Origin of the sequence: Desulfosarcina ovata subsp. ovata, from assembly GCF_009689005.1 — a bacterium.
In the GTDB taxonomy this organism is placed as follows: Bacteria; Desulfobacterota; Desulfobacteria; order Desulfobacterales; family Desulfosarcinaceae; genus Desulfosarcina; species Desulfosarcina ovata.
Genome location: NZ_AP021879.1, coordinates 889,375 through 906,399, shown reverse-complemented (window position 1 = coordinate 906,399; position 17,025 = coordinate 889,375). Strand labels below are relative to the sequence as shown.

General features: G+C 50.2%; 16 protein-coding genes and 3 pseudogenes. 14 read left to right on the top strand and 5 right to left on the bottom strand.

Going from position 1 to position 17,025, the window contains the following annotated elements:
• Window positions 1–230 precede the first annotated feature (230 nt).
• The 7 genes and pseudogenes from GN112_RS03950 (at window position 231) to GN112_RS03920 (ending at window position 6,495) form a co-directional block, all read left to right on the top strand.
• The gene (locus tag GN112_RS03950) at window positions 231–623 is read left to right on the top strand and encodes a hypothetical protein (RefSeq protein WP_231716928.1); all 393 of its coding nucleotides are present in this window, start codon (window positions 231–233) and stop codon (window positions 621–623) included.
• A 161-nt stretch (window positions 624–784) separates the two neighbouring features.
• Window positions 785–1,637, top strand: a pseudogene (locus GN112_RS03945) (DDE-type integrase/transposase/recombinase); the annotation flags it as partial.
• Window positions 1,638–1,766: 129 nt separating this feature from the next.
• Window positions 1,767–3,011 (top strand): tyrosine-type recombinase/integrase, encoded by a 1,245-nt coding sequence (locus tag GN112_RS03940; RefSeq protein WP_155309033.1) that lies wholly within the window; start codon window positions 1,767–1,769, stop codon window positions 3,009–3,011.
• Window positions 3,008–3,943 (top strand): tyrosine-type recombinase/integrase, encoded by a 936-nt coding sequence (locus GN112_RS03935; RefSeq protein WP_155309032.1) that lies wholly within the window; start codon window positions 3,008–3,010, stop codon window positions 3,941–3,943. Before GN112_RS03940 ends, GN112_RS03935 begins: the two co-directional genes overlap by 4 nt.
• Window positions 3,940–4,935 (top strand): tyrosine-type recombinase/integrase, encoded by a 996-nt coding sequence (locus GN112_RS03930; RefSeq protein WP_155309031.1) that lies wholly within the window; start codon window positions 3,940–3,942, stop codon window positions 4,933–4,935. The genes GN112_RS03935 and GN112_RS03930 overlap by 4 nt, the downstream gene beginning before the upstream one ends.
• Window positions 4,936–5,053: 118 nt before the next feature.
• Window positions 5,054–5,659, top strand: a pseudogene (locus tag GN112_RS03925) (IS481 family transposase); the annotation flags it as partial.
• Window positions 5,656–6,495, top strand: a complete 840-nt coding sequence (locus tag GN112_RS03920) for an ExeA family protein (RefSeq protein ID WP_155309030.1) — start codon at window positions 5,656–5,658, stop codon at window positions 6,493–6,495. The pseudogene GN112_RS03925 and the gene GN112_RS03920, both read left to right, overlap by 4 nt.
• A 201-nt stretch (window positions 6,496–6,696) precedes the next feature.
• Here the strand turns inward: GN112_RS03920 and GN112_RS03915 are convergent, their stop codons facing one another.
• Complete coding sequence (locus GN112_RS03915; RefSeq protein WP_176603536.1) at window positions 6,697–7,359, bottom strand: plasmid partition family protein; 663 nt, start codon at window positions 7,357–7,359, stop codon at window positions 6,697–6,699.
• A 4-nt stretch (window positions 7,360–7,363) separates the two neighbouring features.
• Complete coding sequence (locus tag GN112_RS03910) at window positions 7,364–7,729, bottom strand: hypothetical protein (protein WP_197743251.1); 366 nt, start codon at window positions 7,727–7,729, stop codon at window positions 7,364–7,366.
• 229 nt (window positions 7,730–7,958) lie between these two features.
• Between GN112_RS03910 and GN112_RS03905 the strand changes: the two genes are divergently transcribed.
• From GN112_RS03905 to GN112_RS03880, 6 genes and pseudogenes are all read left to right on the top strand, one after another.
• Window positions 7,959–8,189, top strand: coding sequence for a hypothetical protein (locus GN112_RS03905; RefSeq protein WP_155309029.1), 231 nt, complete (start codon window positions 7,959–7,961; stop codon window positions 8,187–8,189).
• Window positions 8,190–8,552: 363 nt separating this feature from the next.
• A complete protein-coding gene (locus tag GN112_RS03900; protein WP_231716925.1) occupies window positions 8,553–9,251 on the top strand; it encodes a site-specific integrase in 699 nt (232 codons plus the stop codon).
• The gene (locus tag GN112_RS03895; protein WP_231716924.1) at window positions 9,248–9,922 is read left to right on the top strand and encodes a tyrosine-type recombinase/integrase; all 675 of its coding nucleotides are present in this window, start codon (window positions 9,248–9,250) and stop codon (window positions 9,920–9,922) included. Before GN112_RS03900 ends, GN112_RS03895 begins: the two co-directional genes overlap by 4 nt.
• A gap of 213 nt (window positions 9,923–10,135) precedes the next feature.
• On the top strand, window positions 10,136–11,467 hold the full coding sequence (locus GN112_RS03890) for an IS701 family transposase (protein ID WP_155308529.1): 1,332 nt from the start codon (window positions 10,136–10,138) through the stop codon (window positions 11,465–11,467).
• Between the two features lie 31 nt (window positions 11,468–11,498).
• Window positions 11,499–11,846: pseudogene (locus GN112_RS03885) on the top strand (site-specific integrase); the annotation flags it as partial.
• Window positions 11,833–12,423: a tyrosine-type recombinase/integrase gene (locus GN112_RS03880; RefSeq protein ID WP_231716922.1), complete on the top strand. Its 591-nt coding sequence runs from the start codon at window positions 11,833–11,835 to the stop codon at window positions 12,421–12,423. The pseudogene GN112_RS03885 and the gene GN112_RS03880, both read left to right, overlap by 14 nt.
• Here the strand turns inward: GN112_RS03880 and GN112_RS03875 are convergent.
• Together GN112_RS03875 and GN112_RS03870 are read right to left on the bottom strand one after the other, a co-directional pair.
• Window positions 12,328–14,196, bottom strand: coding sequence for a hypothetical protein (locus GN112_RS03875; protein WP_155309028.1), 1,869 nt, complete (start codon window positions 14,194–14,196; stop codon window positions 12,328–12,330). The two genes, GN112_RS03880 and GN112_RS03875, sit on opposite strands and share 96 nt — an antisense overlap.
• 35 nt (window positions 14,197–14,231) lie before the next feature.
• Window positions 14,232–14,924, bottom strand: coding sequence for a hypothetical protein (locus tag GN112_RS03870; RefSeq protein ID WP_155309027.1), 693 nt, complete (start codon window positions 14,922–14,924; stop codon window positions 14,232–14,234).
• A 223-nt stretch (window positions 14,925–15,147) separates the two neighbouring features.
• Here GN112_RS03870 and GN112_RS03865 point away from each other — a divergent pair, with 223 nt between their 5' ends.
• Window positions 15,148–15,708 (top strand): tyrosine-type recombinase/integrase, encoded by a 561-nt coding sequence (locus GN112_RS03865; RefSeq protein ID WP_269434891.1) that lies wholly within the window; start codon window positions 15,148–15,150, stop codon window positions 15,706–15,708.
• 23 nt (window positions 15,709–15,731) lie between these two features.
• Here GN112_RS03865 and GN112_RS03860 read toward each other — a convergent pair whose 3' ends face one another.
• Complete coding sequence (locus tag GN112_RS03860) at window positions 15,732–16,961, bottom strand: reverse transcriptase domain-containing protein (RefSeq protein ID WP_197743249.1); 1,230 nt, start codon at window positions 16,959–16,961, stop codon at window positions 15,732–15,734.
• Window positions 16,962–17,025 lie beyond the last annotated feature (64 nt).

Genomic DNA, 17,025 nt, shown 5'->3' with positions numbered 1-17,025 from the left:
TTCCTTGGCCAGGGTCGTAGTAGGAGGCTCCTGCCACAATAACCATAAATGGCAGAGCCGATGATACCACCAGATATCCTCAATCACAAATCGTTATTTTCCCTTCTTCACCAGATAGATTTTGAGATAGCAGAGCAGACACGAATCCGCCGTTGCCCTATTGCGGGGGGCCGTTGCACTACGCCAATTATCCACGAAAGCCTCGGGGCGGCCCTTCTGATCTGGATGAGGTGTTTGGCCTTCGATATAGCCTGTGCTGTGGTCGTGAAGGCTGCAGGCGCCGTGTCCTGCCCCCATCGGTTCGGTTTTGGGGGCGCCGGGTATACTGGGCACCGGTGCTTTTTATCGTCGCCGCCCTTCGACAAGAACGAAATCCGGACCGTACCCTGGAGCAAATTAAAGGCCTTTTCGGACCGTGGCGTTCCACCGTCAACCGCTGGAAACACTATTTCCAAGAATTGTTTCCCCAGACCATCAACTACCGGCGTCTGGCCGGGCACCTGATTCCACCGATCCTTTCCAGTCATCTTCCCAAAGCGTTACTGGACCGATTTGAACGTGCCGCCAAAGCCCCCGGGACAGCACTGGTGAACTGCTTGCAAACCCTTGCCCTGGGGCCATGACGGTCTCGATCGCTGAGGCACCAAAAATCAGGTTCTGCTTCACGCAGAAGATCGGCCGATGTCAAAACCGAGGTAATCCGCTACAAGGATCGAACCCTCGATTCGACCCTGTTTGTCTCCATGGGGGAGGCCAGAGGAAGCGAATCGAAAGGAGTGATCCCATGAGCGAGCCTCAATTGCCCATGTGGCAGCGCTGGGCACAGTTTCGATTTTCTGTCATCGGTGAGCTGTTGTCCTGCCCGCCATCAAGAGGGCAGCTGCAACAGGCGATCAGTCAGTTAGCCCAAAAACGTTACCGGCACCCTATCGATCCCAACCGATGGATCAGCTTCGGACCGTCGACCATTGAAAGATGGTATTACAAGGCCAAGGACGCTTCAGACCCGATCGCCGTTTTGGGGCGTAAAATCCGTTCGGGCACGGGTGTCCGGTGGGCGATGCCGGATGCGCTGTTGCAAGAATTGAAAGCCCAGTACGAAACATACCCCCGTTGGAACGTTCAACTGCATTATGACAACCTGAAGGTGACGGCCAAAGAGCAACCCCGCCTGGGAGAGGTGCCCAGTTACAAAACCGTGCTGCGGTGCATGCGCGAAAATGGTTGGCTGAAAACGAATGAACCGGCACAACCCACCGATGGACAACTGATAGCGGCAAAGCGGCGCCAAAACCGTGAGGTCCGCGGTTTCGAAGTGTCCCATGTCCATGGCCTCTGGCACCTGGATTTTCACCAGGCAAAAATTAGAATCCTCGACAATAAAGGCACATGGCACCGTCCCGTGGCGCTGGCCATCATCGACGATCACTCGCGGCTTTGCTGTCATTTGCAATTGTATCTGGCCGAAACGGCGGAGTGCCTGATCCATGGCTTATCCCAGGCATTCATGAAACGAGGATTGCCACGGGCATTGATGACCGATAACGGGGCGGCCATGCTCGCCGAAGAAACCCGCCGGGGCTTGGAACGGTTGGGCATCGGCCATCAAACGACCTTGGCGTATTCGCCCTATCATTATGTGGCGTCCAAATTTATGTGGCGCTTCATAGGAAGAACGCTACCATCAGCTGACATCAAACAGAATTGCACCACATAATTTTCTGTCCCATGATGGGCCTCCGTCTACCCCCTAAAAGGAGGCTATCATGTTTGAAACCTTGTTTACCCGCCCCACTATCTTGGCCCGTTACCGCGAGGGTCCTCTGTTAAAAGCCCGAAAGCTATTCCTCAAGCAATGTGAAAGAAGTGGATATTCACGCAGCATGCTGCAAAAAATTGCCTGGGTGCTATTGTCGATAGCGCACCGTATCGACATCGACCATGGTACAGTGACAACACGTGATATTGAACTGGCCATAGATACTCGAATGCGCTTTAAGCGTTCTTCAGAGCGTGAGCAAAATTCTCAGGGATCTCGACAACTGTTTATCCATATCGCCACAGCGTGGGTGCGTAGTCTCGGATGCTTTGAAGCGCCCCGGGAGGTGGAGCGTCCCTTTACGGCCCAGATTGCCGCTTTCGCTCAGCATTTATACGAGGAAAGAGGGTTGTCACCCGTAACCGTCTCGACTCGTTGTGAGCGTATGGCTTGGTTTTTCGATAGCTTGCCTCCCAACAAAAACTCGCTACACATGATTTCAATCGCTGACTTGGATGCCTTCATTGAGGCAAAAGGGAACACCGGCTGGACACGCTCGTCATTATCCAGTTTGGCCAGCAGTTTACGTAGCTTCTTTCGCTATGCCGAAAGCCAGGGCTGGTGTAATCCGGGGATTGCCACAGCCATTGAATCGCCTCGGCTCTATACTCGAGAAGGGCTTCCTAAAGGGCCAAACTGGGAGGACGTGCAGCGTCTGCTGATCAACAGCCGAGGGGATAGCTCCGTCGATATCCGGGATCATGCCATTTTGATGTTATTGTCTGTTTATGGACTTCGGCGAGGCGAGATTGCACGGCTGCGGTTGGACGACCTTGATTGGGTCAGCGAGCGACTTATTGTATCCCGCCCTAAGCAGCGTCACATCCAAAGTTATCCCTTATTGAATACAGTCGGAGAAGCGGTCCTGCGCTACCTGCGCGAAGTACGTCCAAGCTGTGCGCATCGGAGTCTGTTTCTGACGTTGTCCGCTCCAATTCGCCCCCTTTCCGCTATGAGCATCAGCCCTATTGTACGTATACGTCTGGGCGCTCTCGGAGTAACCTTGCCACATCGCGGAGCCCACTGTTTACGACACGCCTGCGCCGGTCATCTCCTCGATTCAGGCTTTACACTGAAACAAATTGGAGACCATCTCGGTCATCGTAGTGCCAACGCCACACTAAGCTACACTAAAATCGATCTTGCTGGACTGCGTCAGGTGGCCGAACTCGATCTGAGGAGGCTGCTATGAATTTATCGCAAGTCACTTTCCTTTACCTTTCTCACAAGCGCGCCTTGGGGCGTAAGTTTCGAGCCGAAGAGGACATTCTGCGCGCATTCTGCAAAGCGATTGGCGATCGTCCTATCACCGCCATTGAGAGGGAGGTCGTATTAACATTTATAAACGGTAAAGGGCCGATTACTGAGTACTGGACAAAGAAATATCGTGTACTGTCCGGGCTATATCGGTACGCCATAGCTCGCGGTTTGGCAAAGGCCTCTCCGCTGCCTCGTACCATTCCAAAGCCAACTGTTCCTGTTTTTGTGCCATACATTTATTCCCATGAAGAGCTCAAACGCTTGCTCGACACTGTCTCAACCGCCTGTGCAGGCCGTGCATCCATTGAGGAAGATGTTTTTAGGAACTTGCTTCTTCTGCTTTATGGCGCAGGATTACGTCTTAGCGAAGCTCTGGCGCTCACTTTAGGCGCAGTGGATCTAACCCAAGCATACCTCCACGTCCATGAGACAAAATTTTTCAAAAGCCGATTGGTCCCCTTGGGAAAAGATCTAACCACAATCCTTTCAGATTACATTTCCAATCGTCATAAACGCACCACTCAATTGGAAAGCCCTCTCTTCTGCTTCCGCGACGGATCACCGTTGAGCCAATCTGCCGTTCGCAGCACCTTTCGACGACTGCGTTCATACGCGGGCGTCCTGCGTGATGGCGGGAGTCGTCATCAGCCACGGCTTCACGATCTACGCCATACGTCCGCTGTTCATCGGGTCATCGCATGGTATCGTAACGGGGCAGATTTGCAGGAACTGCTGCCCAAGCTTGCAACTTATATGGGGCACGTGGATCTTTCAGCGACACAACGCTATTTGACCATGACTCCGGAACTGCTGCGACTGGCAAGCTTACGATTCGAAAATTATGCCATAGGAGATCAATCATGAATAACACTTCGTTGCTTGGCCCCTGGGTTCGACGCTTTCTGCTTGAATATATAGTAAAAGAGCGCAATCTTACAATAAATACCCGCAGCAGCTACCGGGATATGCTGGTGCTGCTTCTGCCCTACGCAGCGGTGCATCTCAAGAAGCCTGTCGACCGCCTTGCTGTTGTCGACCTGTCAGCGGAATTGATCCGTAAATTCCTCACCAATTTGGAGCAAAACCGCCGCTGTTGTATCGCTACGCGCAATCAACGCCTCAGCGGTCTGCATGCGTTGGCGAGATTTATAGGCGAGAATAGTCCTGAGCACGTCGCGTGGTGCGCACAAATAAGGCTAATTCCGTTCAAGAAGACCACTCAGCCGGGAATAACCTACCTGGAAAAAGAAGAAATGAATGCACTTTTGGCCACGCCAGATCGCCGTACACCTCAGGGTCAACGCGACTATGCCTTGCTGCTTTTTCTCTATAACTCGGGAGCGCGGTCAAGCGAAGCGGCCAAGCTCAGAATCACGGATATTGATTGGCATATCCAATGCGTTAGGCTCATAGGTAAAGGTAACAAGCAACGCACTTGTCCGTTGTGGCCTACTACGATGGAACAACTGCGTTGGGTCGCTGCCAAACGCGATCCGGGACAACGTGTGTTTGTTAACCGCAATGGAAAACCCTATACTCGTTTTGGCATTCACACTATGGTTGAACGGCATGCCTTGAAAGCCGCAGCGAAAGCGCCCTCGCTTGGTACAAAGCGGCTCAGTCCGCATGTGATCCGGCACACCACCGCAACCCATCTTTTACGTGCGGGTGTTGACATCAATACCATCCGCGTCTGGCTGGGCCACGTCTCGCTCAGCACGACCAACATTTACGCAGAAACGGATCTCGAAACTAAAGCGCGAGCCCTGGCTACTTGTTTACCGACCATAAAGGATTCTAAGACGAAACCATGGAGACAACAACCCGACCTGATGGAGTTTTTACGGGGACTGTAGCCGGCAATATTATGTGGTGCCCAAATTGCTTTTAGCAGCGACTAATCCGCGTCTTAAGATCAGGCGCCACATAAATTTGGACGCCACATAATGATATTTATGGGGTCGACCCCATAACTATCAAAACGGCAAGCAAGAGACCTTCTGGGGTCAACTGGAAAGCCGCCTGATGGAACTTTTACGCCCGGTCAAGGATCTGGCGTTATCCTTCGTCAATCAAGCGGCTCAAGCCTGGGTCGAACAGGATTATCATCGCCGGCAACACCGCGAAATCAACACCACTCCATTGCAGCGGATGCTAAACGGAAACAATGTTTGTCGGCCGACACCCGACAGCGAAACACTCCGCCTGGCCTTCACGCGGAGGATCGCAAGAACGCCACGGCGTAGCGATGCAACCGTTGTGGTCGACGGTATCCGCTACGAACTGCCGGTTCGTTTTGCTCACATGAAACCGGTGGTCTTACGGGCACCCGGATGGGACAAAAGTCAGATGACGTTGGTGGACCCGAATACCGACGCGCCTTTGGCACGCCTTTTTCCCCAGGACAAGACCAAAAACGCTTCTGGCAAACGCCGCCTCATCCAACCGGACGAAAATACGACATCGTCAATTCCGTCAATCGACAGACCGCTGCCGGCGCTGCTTCGAAAATTGTTAGCCGATCACGCAGCAACGGGTTTGCCCCCGGCTTATATTCCCAAGGAGGAAATCGAAGAATGAACAATACCGATATCAGAAGCTTGTACGGACTCAAATACAACCCGTTTCTGCCCGATTTGCCACCGGAAGCGTTGTATGCCATCCCAGGCACCGAGTCTTTTGGATTGCGGGTGCGATCCATGGCCGAGAACGGCGGCTTTGCATTGATTACCGGAGAGCCGGGATTGGGGAAAAGCAAGACGCTACAAAAGATTGCCCATCAACTCGAACAGATACCCGACCTGACCGTCGGTGTGATGCAGCGCCCCCAAAGCAAGCTGGGGGACTTTTACCGCGAAATGGGTGAGTTGTTCAATGTCAACCTGTCCCCCTCCAACCGCTATGGCGGCTTCAAGGCCCTGCGGGACCGTTGGGAACGCCATTGCCAGTCGACGTTGCTAAAACCGGTGCTTTTGATTGACGAGGCCCAGCAGGTGTCGACCGAGTGCCTGACCGAACTGCGTATTTTACAGAGCCATCGGTTCGACTCGCAGAGCCTTTTGTTTACTATTCTGTGTGGCGACAACCGGCTGCCCGACAGGTTCCGGTCCGCCGACTTGTTGCCCCTGGGCAGCCGTATCGGACCACGGTTATTGCTCGAACCGCTTTCTCCCGAGCAACTCCAGGATTATTTGTATTTCGCTCTCGAGACGGCCGGGAACCGTCAACTGATGACCGACGAATTGATTCTTACATTGTCCGCTCACGCGGCCAACAATCTGCGGGTGCTCAACCAAATGGCCGCGGAATTGCTCGCCACGGCGGCCCAAGAGAATCTGCCTCGTCTCGATGAGGCTTTGTTTTTTAAGTTGTTCTCACCGCCAATGACGAAATCCCAACATAGGAGAAGAAAATGATCATCGGTTTTTCATAACGGTGAAATACCAGTTGCCCGGTGAAACGGAGGCAGGCTCTGCTGGGGAGCAACCTGTCGAGGGATAGCCGGGTGCAGGAGGCATTGAATGATGCCACTGAGGGGAGCAGCAGACCACACTTGCTGTTCCCCTCGCTTTTTGGGCTTTATTCAAGCCTTTCTGCCCATGCCTTAAAAAACCCAATCAAATCAGATGGCGCGTAGCGCATCCATATCGAACCATATCATATCGAATGATGTCACCATTTGGAGTGGCCGCGTTTCCATCAGTTACCGAGTCCACGCTCACATGACGAATGATTTTCTCTTTCATCACTTTCAGCCAGAATAAGGCCGCTTGTCTGGATGTCGTTTGCCAATCATCGTTTTGCGCCGACCGAATCTGTTCCAGCATGGCCATCACGGCCGTTTTATAGTCTGCGCTGATGATATCGACCACAGACGCATTCTTTTTTTTGACATGCTTGGCCTTTAGGGTTTGATGGGCGTACTTTCTAATATTCTTAGCCGTGAGCGCCATGCCGGATGCGATAAATGCACGCCAGATCTTGCGTTGATCCTCTTTTGTAAAACGCGTTAGAATCCTGGCCTGGTATTCATTCTCCGGAAGGATGCCGTCGCCAATTGGAGACAAATTGTCGATGACATTGGCGGCCTTAATCAGACGATATGCCTGGGATCGGGCCATATCCCACCGGTCCTTGACATAGCCTTCAAACGAATCGAACAGCAAATCTCGAAACAATTGATCGTCTCGAATCTGCTTTAATGCCTTACCGGTTTGGTGAAAATGGTGTTGATTGGCAGCGATGATCTCCTCCAATTGGGTGAGTCGGTTGTTGGCCATCTGTTCACCCGATGCTCATCCGTTTCCCGATATCGCCAAGCAGTTGATTCAATTCCAACCGTTGGTCCGTTAAAGGATCCGGTCTGTTTGGTACAAGGGTTTGCAAATATTTGACACTGTCAACGAATCCAAGGCCTTTCACGGTCATGACCAAATCAATCGGGTTGAAGTTTTTCTCGCAAAGAAAGCACCTGGCGAGATTGGTCTTGGGGTTGGTCGCGGTTTGAAATTCATTGCATAGCGGGCATAGAAAACGAAAAATGCCTTCGATCACTTTAGATGGGATATGAAGCTGTTCTTTGATCAGCCAGTCAACCGGGATCCGATTGCGCAGTTGAAACAGTTCTCCCCCTGTAAACCGTCGTCTCATGATATTGGCCTCCTTATCTGCGTAAAAAATCCTGAAAAAGATTTCATCCATAACCACGGCGTGGAAAATGGCTCACAATTTCACCCGGCCGACCGCAAAAATGGCAGCGGCATCGAAAACCGAGGCGAAAAGGTACCGAAATTTCGATCTGTGGTGGCAACATAACCCGTTTAAAAGGGCTTGTTGAAGTATGATCATCCATGTTTTTTCTACGTGGATCGATTTCACGATGCCGACGACGGTTTTCGGCAAGACGGTGGGCTTTTTTACCTTTATCGGTTTTACGGTAGCGTCGCTGCGCTTTTCGACGGGACTGGAGACGACCGGCGATGCGGCATGCATCGCAACAATAAGCATGCCCACGAAAGCAGCACCGGCACACACAAAAAACGGTGTTGCACCAACGACAGGATATTTGGATCAGCTTTACCATCCGGCCTTGAAAGTGGCCGGAGTTTAAAGTAATTTACTTAATGAACATCCGGCCTTGATACGGAGTTCACCCTGAAAGCCCGGAAGTGATGGTTCCGGGCTTTCTCCTCATTTTCTTGGACCATGACAATACCCACTTTACAACCTACAAAAACTTTTTGGTAAAAACGATTGCCGGCGGGAGCTATTGCGGCGGGGTAGCGTGGTAGGTTTATTGATTTTTGGGGCGGGGTCTCGCTGCGGGATAGTAGAACCAACCGTTACACTTTTGCCGCATAGGCGGGGTAGGCCGTTACACTATTTTTGCCTTAGCATCCGTGATTGTCACGATGTCGAGCTTCCTGTTATCAACGGGTATATACGAACACTGGCCGGTTACACCTATAAGACTGTGGAACAAAACATCTGCTCCATACGTTCTTTTTTAAGGTATTTGCAGGAACAGAACATCCTACAAACGGATCTGGCTTCTAAAACACCAATGATTCAGGCTCGTAAACAGACACGCATCCCATCCGTTTGGACGAAAGAAGAGTTGGATGCACTGATAGGCGCCATTGATCGAGAAAATCCAAAGGGAAAACGGGACTATGCCATTATCCTCCTTGCCTGCGTGTTGGGTCTTAGAGTCACTGATATCAAAAACCTCACTTTTGGTTGTTTCGACTGGGGAACGAAGAAACTGACATTTATCCAATCAAAAACAAGGGAAACAGTAACCCTGCCGATTCCTTCCGAAGTTGGATGGGCTGTCATTGATTATCTGAAATACGGCAGGCCAAAAGTGGATTTGCCTGTTCTTTTTGTAAGGCACGTGGCGCCATTTCTTCCCTTTTCGGAAAATGATCATCTGTATCAGATAATCCGTGATTATATGCGGATTGCACATCTGCCTACTTTGAAGAAGCACCGTGGTATGCACTCTCTTCGTCATACGGCAGCTTCAAGAATGCTTGAGCATGACACACCGCTTGCTGTCATCTCGGATATTCTGGGTCATACGGACACGGACGCTACAGCAGTCTATTTGAAGGTGGGCATCAATAAGCTTAAAGAATGCTGTCTGCATACTCCGGAGGTGGGCTCATGAGAAACTACCCGTTCAGAGGTCCATTTGCAGAGCATATCAAAAACCATGTCGGCTTGAAGCAAGCGGTCGGGTATAAATATGAGGCAGAAACGGCGCATCTATCAAGATTTTCCTCCTTTACCGCTGAAAAATATCCCGAAGCATCGATCCTTTCAAAGGAAATAGTATTGGAGTGGTGCTCAAAAAGGAACTATGAGGCACAGGCCAATCAGTGTGCAAGAGCCTCTATCTTGCGGCAGCTTGCCGTGTATATGGAAAATATTGGAATTGGCGCATACGTCCTCCCAAAAGGATATTACCCGGCGGGACAGCAGTATGTTTCTCACATCTATACGGAAAATGAACTGAAACGATTCTTCCATCAGACGGATCAATGCTGCTACGTCGGTGAATGTCCATATCGCCATCTCATCATGCCGGTATTTTTCCGGCTAGTTTACGCCTGCGGCCTTCGGTCTTCCGAAGCAAGACTTCTGAAGGTCGAAAATGTGGATACGGATGCAGGCATACTGAGCATTCATCATTCAAAAAAAGACAATAGCCGTTTGGTTGCCATGTCAGACGAGCTTACCGGTCGATGCCGGAACTACTCTGAAAATGTGCATAACCTTTCAAAGGGGTCTGATTGGTTTCTAAAGTTTCCCCTTTTTGAAAGCAGCCCGGCGGGGTGAGTACTACTGAAGAATATTAATATTTCCTGTAATAACAGATGGTTAGCAAAATGGCGGTCGCCTGTAACCTATTGAAATCATTACAGATATCGGGACCGATTTTTGGCAATATGATCAAATATTTAGTTAATACAGTATGTTAATGTTGATTGCGAGGCTCGGTTGTGGTATGTTTCTTCTTCCACAAACAAACAACCCAACCGGAGGCCTCGCATGCTTATCCTACACGACATCCTTGAAAAACTCAAAAACGAATTTGCTCAGTCCAGTAAAGGTCAGGAACGGGGAATATGGTTCGTATACACGATCGTGGCGATCATTGTTCCTTTCGCCTCATCGAGGACCTCAAACATTCTACGGTGCTTGAAGACGGTGTTCGGCTTTTCCGGGATCAGTCGTAAAAAGTTCTATACCTTCATGGCATCCCCACGGATTCCATGGCAACGGTTATGGCCCACGCTGTGGAAATTGATTCCGCTGCCAACGACCGGTGGGCGGTTAATGCTGGCTCTGGATGACAGTATCAACGCCAAGACAGGCAAGAAGATTTTCGCCTGCGACAAGGTTTTCGATCATGCTGCCAAGCAAAACCAGTCCAGGTATCCGTGGGCCCAGAACATCGTTGCTGTGGGGTTGTTGAAGATGATCAAGGGACGTTGGGCCTGTCTGCCGCTGAGTTATCGTTTCTACCTCCTGAAGAAAACCATCGAACGAATGAACCGTGACAGCAATGGACCGGAAGTGACATTCAAGAGCAAGCTTGCCATGGCGGTCGACATGATCGGTGAGATTGCCGCGGTGTTTCCCAGAAAACGGATTGTCATCATCACCGACTCATGGTTCGGCAATGGCGGCCTGTGGAAGCCATTGAAAAAACAGTTGGGCATATGGGTGGATATGATTTCCAGGCTTCGATCCAACAGCACAATATTTGAACTGCCGCCACCTCCGACCGGACGACAAGGCCGCCCGCGTAAATATGGCCGCAAGCTGGGGAATGCGGCAGCGTTGGCCGTTCGATTCAAATCGCTGGCAAAAGAATACATCGTCAACCTGTATGGCCGCAACCGGAACATCGTAGCCTATGAACGCGTGGTGATGCTCAAGACCATCCGATGTGCGGTCAAGGTGGTCTGGGTCTATCGTAAGACACAGTGGGTGGCACTTTATTCCACCGACCTGTCCCTTTCGGCTGAGCAGATTATCGAATACTATGGGGCCCGCTGGAAGATCGAAGCCTTATTCAAGGAATTGAAAAACGACATCGGCAGCGCTGACACGCAAAGCCGTCATCCGCAGGCCGTCAGCAACCATCTGCACTTTTGCATGCTGGCGACCACCGTCGCCTGGATTTACGCCAGCCGGGTCGAGAAAACGCCATCTCGCCGGCATGCCGTCGGCGGCCGCCGTCATTTTGCCTTTTCGGATGTCCGCCGATCCGTTACAAAGGCCGCGATGGACAAGGATTTTGGTAGGCTCTTCCCGGTGCCACGCAAATCCGTCTTTAATTCTCTCGTGGACGTACTGCTGCGCATGGCGGCTTGATTGAATTTAGGAAACTTTAGATTGGTTTTTCCCAGGACTTAAAGGAAAGCCAATGACTGTAGGAAATGTTTACCACAATTTCAGGCGATTCCTGTGGAGAGCCGGCATCTCTCATGGCGGAAGAGGAAAAGGTCCGAGAGTACACGATTTTCGTCATACATATGCCTGCCAGTGTCTGAAAAAATGGGTGATGGAAGGGAAAGACATTGCCGCATATCTTCCTGTACTGAAAACATATATGGGACACGATTCCTTTGAGGAAACAACCTATTACCTCAGACTTACAGCTGATATCTTTCCAGATATATCCATCAAACTCGAAGGGTGTTATCCTGATATCATTCCTCGACTGGAGGGTAATGGCTATGAAACCTACTGATTTTGCAACTCACCTTACTGGATTTCTTTCCGTGTATCTGCCTCGACAGAAAAATGCCAGTAACAATACGATAGCATCCTACCGTGATACCTTTAAATTGCTACTCCGTTACTGTCAGGAAGAGAAGGATATACCTGCCGAAAAGCTGAACATGGGCATGCTGACCCATGTAATGATTGCTGATTTTCTCGAATGGCTTGAAAAGAAACGTAAATGTAGCACTGCAACCCGTAACCAAAGGCTTGCAGCCATACATTCCTTTTTCAGGTATGCTCAATACGAGGAACCATCAGGAATCCTTCATTTCCAAAAGGTCATTGCCATACCGGTCAAGAAGGCCTCCAAGCCGTCGGCGCCACATCTGACACCGGAGGCGATGAAATTTTTGCTGTCACAGCCGGATAAAATGACCGTGAAAGGCCGACGAAACCTGTCGCTTTTGAGCTTAAGCGTCATTTTGCGGTTGGATTTTCCATTATTTTCAACACGCGACGCGCGGAGCGCGGCTTCTGGCTGCCTTGATGATGCGTTGATTCATATTTTCCGTTCTTACAACATGGCGATCAGCGGAAGATAAAGATGAAGTGGAAAGTTGAAGTATTTTATCCAGATTTGACATCTTTTGGGACGGTAACCCTTTTTCTTTTCTCCGCGCTTCTTCTTTATCGAGTTGTGCAAAAGCAAGAGGAAGACGATCAATGGATCCGCAAACGGCACTGACATAATCGGGTTGGTTCAGATTGTACACCAGCGCTGCCTCAGCCGGTAATCGTTCAAAATCATGTGTGAGGTTTTTCCGCCCACTCCTGCGTCGTTCGCCATGTTTTATGGTGCCGAAAAAATTTTCTATAATTTCGTTTGTACGACTCACAAGTCGCATTCGAGAAGGGGCGTTCTCCGGTAACGTAATAACGTGGCCCCAAAGGTGTTCGCCATGAACATCGATATGTTTCAAGATGATATCAATGGCATCACGCATATCTTGGGCCGGGCCTCTTTTGGGACGACGTTCTTTGAGCGATGCCGTCCAATCGTAAAATCGTTTCCGCATCAAATCAATGTCTGCCACTGTTTCATTTTCGGGCAGTTTTTTCGCGGTCCGCAGTTGATCCCGCAATTCATCGAATAGCTCAGCACGGCGTTGAAGACGCTTGATGATGTGACGAAAAGGAACTTCACATGCAACTTTGGTCAAAATCCGGCCAAGCCGTTTGAGTGCACCCGTTACTTTTCGATCATCGGATGGGATACGAAGAAACGCATCAATCGCTTTTGATCCGATCATGCAGCGGTTAAAAAAATCGAAATAGGGTCGGTCAAATGGAAAATCCAGCCCGGAGGCGTCGGCATGATAGTCGATCACCCATTGGCTTAGCGCACGGACAACCGCTATCCCATTTTTTCCCGGCGGCAATTGATATGTATGGTCTTCCATCTCTTGCCATGCAATAACCGTTTGCCGAGCATCATCGATCTGTAAACCAATCTTTCCGCCGAACTCGCGAATCAGGCGCTTAATGTCGGCCTGAACCTTGGTTCTGCGAAAAAGGTCGCGAAGGGCACAATGGTCAGAATTTAAAAGATCTTTGCCGATATCCGCCAGAAAATGCTGATGGCAGGCCAAAACAGGGATCTCCAATCCCAATTCGGAAACCAAATCGTTCAGCGCCGGTGTGACCGCTCGCCCTAAATCTCGCATCCCCGCACAAGGCGGGCCGAATCTTTCAACGGTGTCGCGCAGACATGGCAAAATAAGTTCAGCTTTCTCAGTGGCTATCTTCCATGCGCCAAGCACCCATTTTCGCCAACCGGCCATCACAACAAAAAGCGTGCCTCGGCCGTTTTCTCCGCTTGCATCGATGTGCATCGGCCATCCACCGTCATTTTCCAATATTTTTCTTATGCGGTCGGCTTTTGCATAATGAAGCCGTAGAAAATATTGTGAAAACCGCATGGCCAAGTCACTGACTTCACCAGCTGAGATACGAATGCCATAGTCGTCATTGAGCGCTGCCATGATCTCTTCTCGCTGCCGATGTTCAAGCAACCGCTGGCGTCCGACAAAAACCATCAAATCATAGCCGGCATTGCAGTTTGGCATAATAGTTTGCGACACGGATAAAGATCTTTGGGTCACCAAGGTGCCGACGGGATGATGGCATCGGCCGGCACAAACATACACTGTTTCACATACTTCGAATACTCCATGTCGAAGGGTCCTGCCTTCATGGCGGTATGTTTTCTGAACTTTCATTGGGCCATGACAGATTTCACAGCGTCCACGCTCCTCTTTGGCCGAAACAACAACATCGGTCAGTCCGAAAGCCTGTTTACAACAACGGTCATTCAAACGACGCGCCTCATCTCTCAAATCGCTCAGGACGTTTAAGGGAGGCTTGCCGTTTTTTTTTCTGTCGGGATCCCGTGTCGAGTAAAAATCTGTTTGACTTGCTCGACTGTAACCGACATCCCTCGTACGTCCAGGCGCTCAGCAACCAACGTTGGAGACACCCTGATCTTTACGGTTTTAAACGCTTCAATCAGCACGGCGATGGTTAATTCTGCTGATGGTGGTTCAACAACCGGTGCTGTCTTTTGCAAAAGAAAACGGCGCGTATTTAACTGCAGTTGTGCTTTTTCAGGATTTGCATCTGTATATAGAAAGAAACGTTCCAGCCGACGGCGACCGATCTGATTGTTTTTAACCAGCCCATGCAGTGCATTATGCAACGTGTTGGGAATTCTTATTTTCAACAAATTCAGCATTTCTTTGGGCATCATGCCGGCATCTGAAGAATGGACGATTTTGATGATGGTGTTTTTCAGCGTGCCATATTGTGAAAAACCAATCCCCTTATGAAACCACAATCCCCACTCATCAAAAATCGGTACATCCTGAAGCGTATAATAACGACCGGCATCCGTAAAACTCGTTAAATATCCCATGCGTTTGAGTCTTCGAAAAACACTCATTCGCGACGTCGTTTGAAGTAAATGATATAACTGGCCAATATCTGCGATATACTTCTTATTGAAAAAGTTCCGAAGTACTGTCTTGGATTCTTCAGGTGAGAGCATATGGCCTCATGATACAATTATTTGTTTGAATGTAAATTATTCAAATAATCGTATCAATTTAGCTCTCCCATGTCAATCCTCGGGTTTAATAATATCAAATGGTTACATTTTTTAGTGCCGCCATAATCATCGAACAGCGATACAATTATGAATGAATACAACGATATATTTGCTTACATTTCAGTGGGTTAAAAAATCCAACTGCATTCTGACCCTGTAGCTTTTGAGTGTTCTTTATGATTCAGGATGCAGAGTGCAGGAATTAGCCGATCTCAGGGTACGGGATGTTGTAGTGGACAATCCGGCACTGCTTATCCTCACTGGAAAAGGCAATAAGATGCGCAGAGTTCCTCTAATGAAAAATACTCTGACCTTGCTTCAACATTACCTTCAGGAGCATTCCCTTGATAAAGATTGGAAAAAGGACTATCCGCTTTTTGTCAACAAGCATCGTAGCAAACTCACTAAGGAAGGCATTGCCTACATCATCTCTCAGTATGTTGTTTCGGCGAAAAAGATATCTGCAAGCATGCCGGAAAAAGTGACGCCACATATGTTTCGCCACAGCAAAGCAATGCACCTGCTGCAGGCTGGCGTTAGCCTTATCTATATCAGGGATTTTCTCGGACATGAGGATATCAAAACCACCGAAATTTACGCAAAGTGTGATACCGAATTGAAACGTCAGGCCATCGAAAACGCCTATCCAACTCTGGTAGATAGCAATCTTCCCGATTGGAATAAAGACGCTGCATTGTTGGAATGGCTTTCAAATCTGAAGTAGTCGTGATATTATGCAAAGTAAATTCAGTGCATGTGTTGGAAATATTGTACATTAAGCGATTTACTTTGCATAATCGCGAACTTCGCATAAGGCGGGTTATGCAAAGCTTTGCATAAACCACCTTGCGGTGTTCCCACTGTAGTCTTGGCCCATTGCCCCTTCTCCGATACCCCAGCTCGTAGCCATTTGCGCACTAGGCGGAGTACCCGAGGATCGGCTATCCGGTGCTCTACAAAACGCTGCATCCATTTGTGGCCGATGGCGTCGAAAAAGCCCTTGATGTCTGCATCGAGCACCCAATTCACCTTCTTACGGGTCAGTCCGACAAACAGTGCGTCCAGCGCGTCGTGCTGGCCGCGACCAGGCCTGAACCCGTAAGAAAAACCAAGAAAATCTTCCTCGTAGATGGCAGACAGCACCTTTCCTACCGCGTGCTGTACAATCTTGTCTTCCAGAGCCGCGATTCCTATAGGCCTTTTGCGACCGTCTGGTTTGGGAATGTACACGCGCCGGGAGGGCAGTGCACGATAGGTTCCTTCATGCACTCTGCTGTGTAGGCTTGCCAATCTTTGATCCAGATTCTCTCTGTACGCTAACCATGTAACGCCGTCCACGCCGGCAGCGGCCTGTCTCTTCAAGGCAAGATAGCTGTCCTTTAGCTGGGTGACGGTCACATGGTGTAGAAGCGAGGTGAACTGTACATCCTTGTCTTTTCGTGCTGCTTCTCGCACGCGCCGCAACCCGGGCAACATACTTTTCCGGCTCTGGGTCCGGGGCATGGCCGGTTGCACCACGTTTCCCTTGATTGCCCGCCTTTCCTCCACCGTCTCCGCAACCAAGTCTTCCCTGGCATTGTTCGGCGGCCTCTTAGGTACTATGCAGGCATCCGACTTCCCACAGGCGTGCATGACCAGCGTATGGCTTTTGGCCTTCCAGGTCCGTCCATCCCTGCCATCCTGGGAAGGAACCTGTGGGATCTCCCGGTTCCCGTGCATGGAGTTTCCGCACGTGCGCAGGGTCTCCGACGGCGCAGGACCCAGGAGCGGCTCGCGCATACCGCCGCCCTCGGTGTGGCCTTCCGCTTCGCTTAACAGCGTCGGCGTCCTGGATAAATATATTTCGCCGCTCAATGGCTGGCCCGTGCGTACCCCTGTCAACGCTTCGCCTTTAACCTTACGGTCACCGGCGCATGACTCGGGGCCGGTGTGGTGCGCTACTCCTTCACCGTAAGACTCTCTCATTCTCAACTCCATGCCGGTCTCCCGGCGCACTAAACGTCCTATAAACCCCATCTTCACAGATCCGGCGATTCGTGGC

Coding starts and splice junctions, on each gene's coding strand:
- GN112_RS03940 (WP_155309033.1), top strand. CDS start 1,767: ATGTTTGAAACCTTGTTTACCCGCCCCACTATCTTGGCCCGTTACCGC.
- GN112_RS03935 (WP_155309032.1), top strand. CDS start 3,008: ATGAATTTATCGCAAGTCACTTTCCTTTACCTTTCTCACAAGCGCGCC.
- GN112_RS03930 (WP_155309031.1), top strand. CDS start 3,940: ATGAATAACACTTCGTTGCTTGGCCCCTGGGTTCGACGCTTTCTGCTT.
- GN112_RS03920 (WP_155309030.1), top strand. CDS start 5,656: ATGAACAATACCGATATCAGAAGCTTGTACGGACTCAAATACAACCCG.
- GN112_RS03915 (WP_176603536.1), bottom strand. CDS start 7,359: ATGGCCAACAACCGACTCACCCAATTGGAGGAGATCATCGCTGCCAAT.
- GN112_RS03910 (WP_197743251.1), bottom strand. CDS start 7,729: ATGAGACGACGGTTTACAGGGGGAGAACTGTTTCAACTGCGCAATCGG.
- GN112_RS03905 (WP_155309029.1), top strand. CDS start 7,959: ATGCCGACGACGGTTTTCGGCAAGACGGTGGGCTTTTTTACCTTTATC.
- GN112_RS03895 (WP_231716924.1), top strand. CDS start 9,248: ATGAGAAACTACCCGTTCAGAGGTCCATTTGCAGAGCATATCAAAAAC.
- GN112_RS03890 (WP_155308529.1), top strand. CDS start 10,136: ATGCTTATCCTACACGACATCCTTGAAAAACTCAAAAACGAATTTGCT.
- GN112_RS03880 (WP_231716922.1), top strand. CDS start 11,833: ATGAAACCTACTGATTTTGCAACTCACCTTACTGGATTTCTTTCCGTG.
- GN112_RS03870 (WP_155309027.1), bottom strand. CDS start 14,924: ATGCTCTCACCTGAAGAATCCAAGACAGTACTTCGGAACTTTTTCAAT.
- GN112_RS03860 (WP_197743249.1), bottom strand. CDS start 16,961: ATGGAGTTGAGAATGAGAGAGTCTTACGGTGAAGGAGTAGCGCACCAC.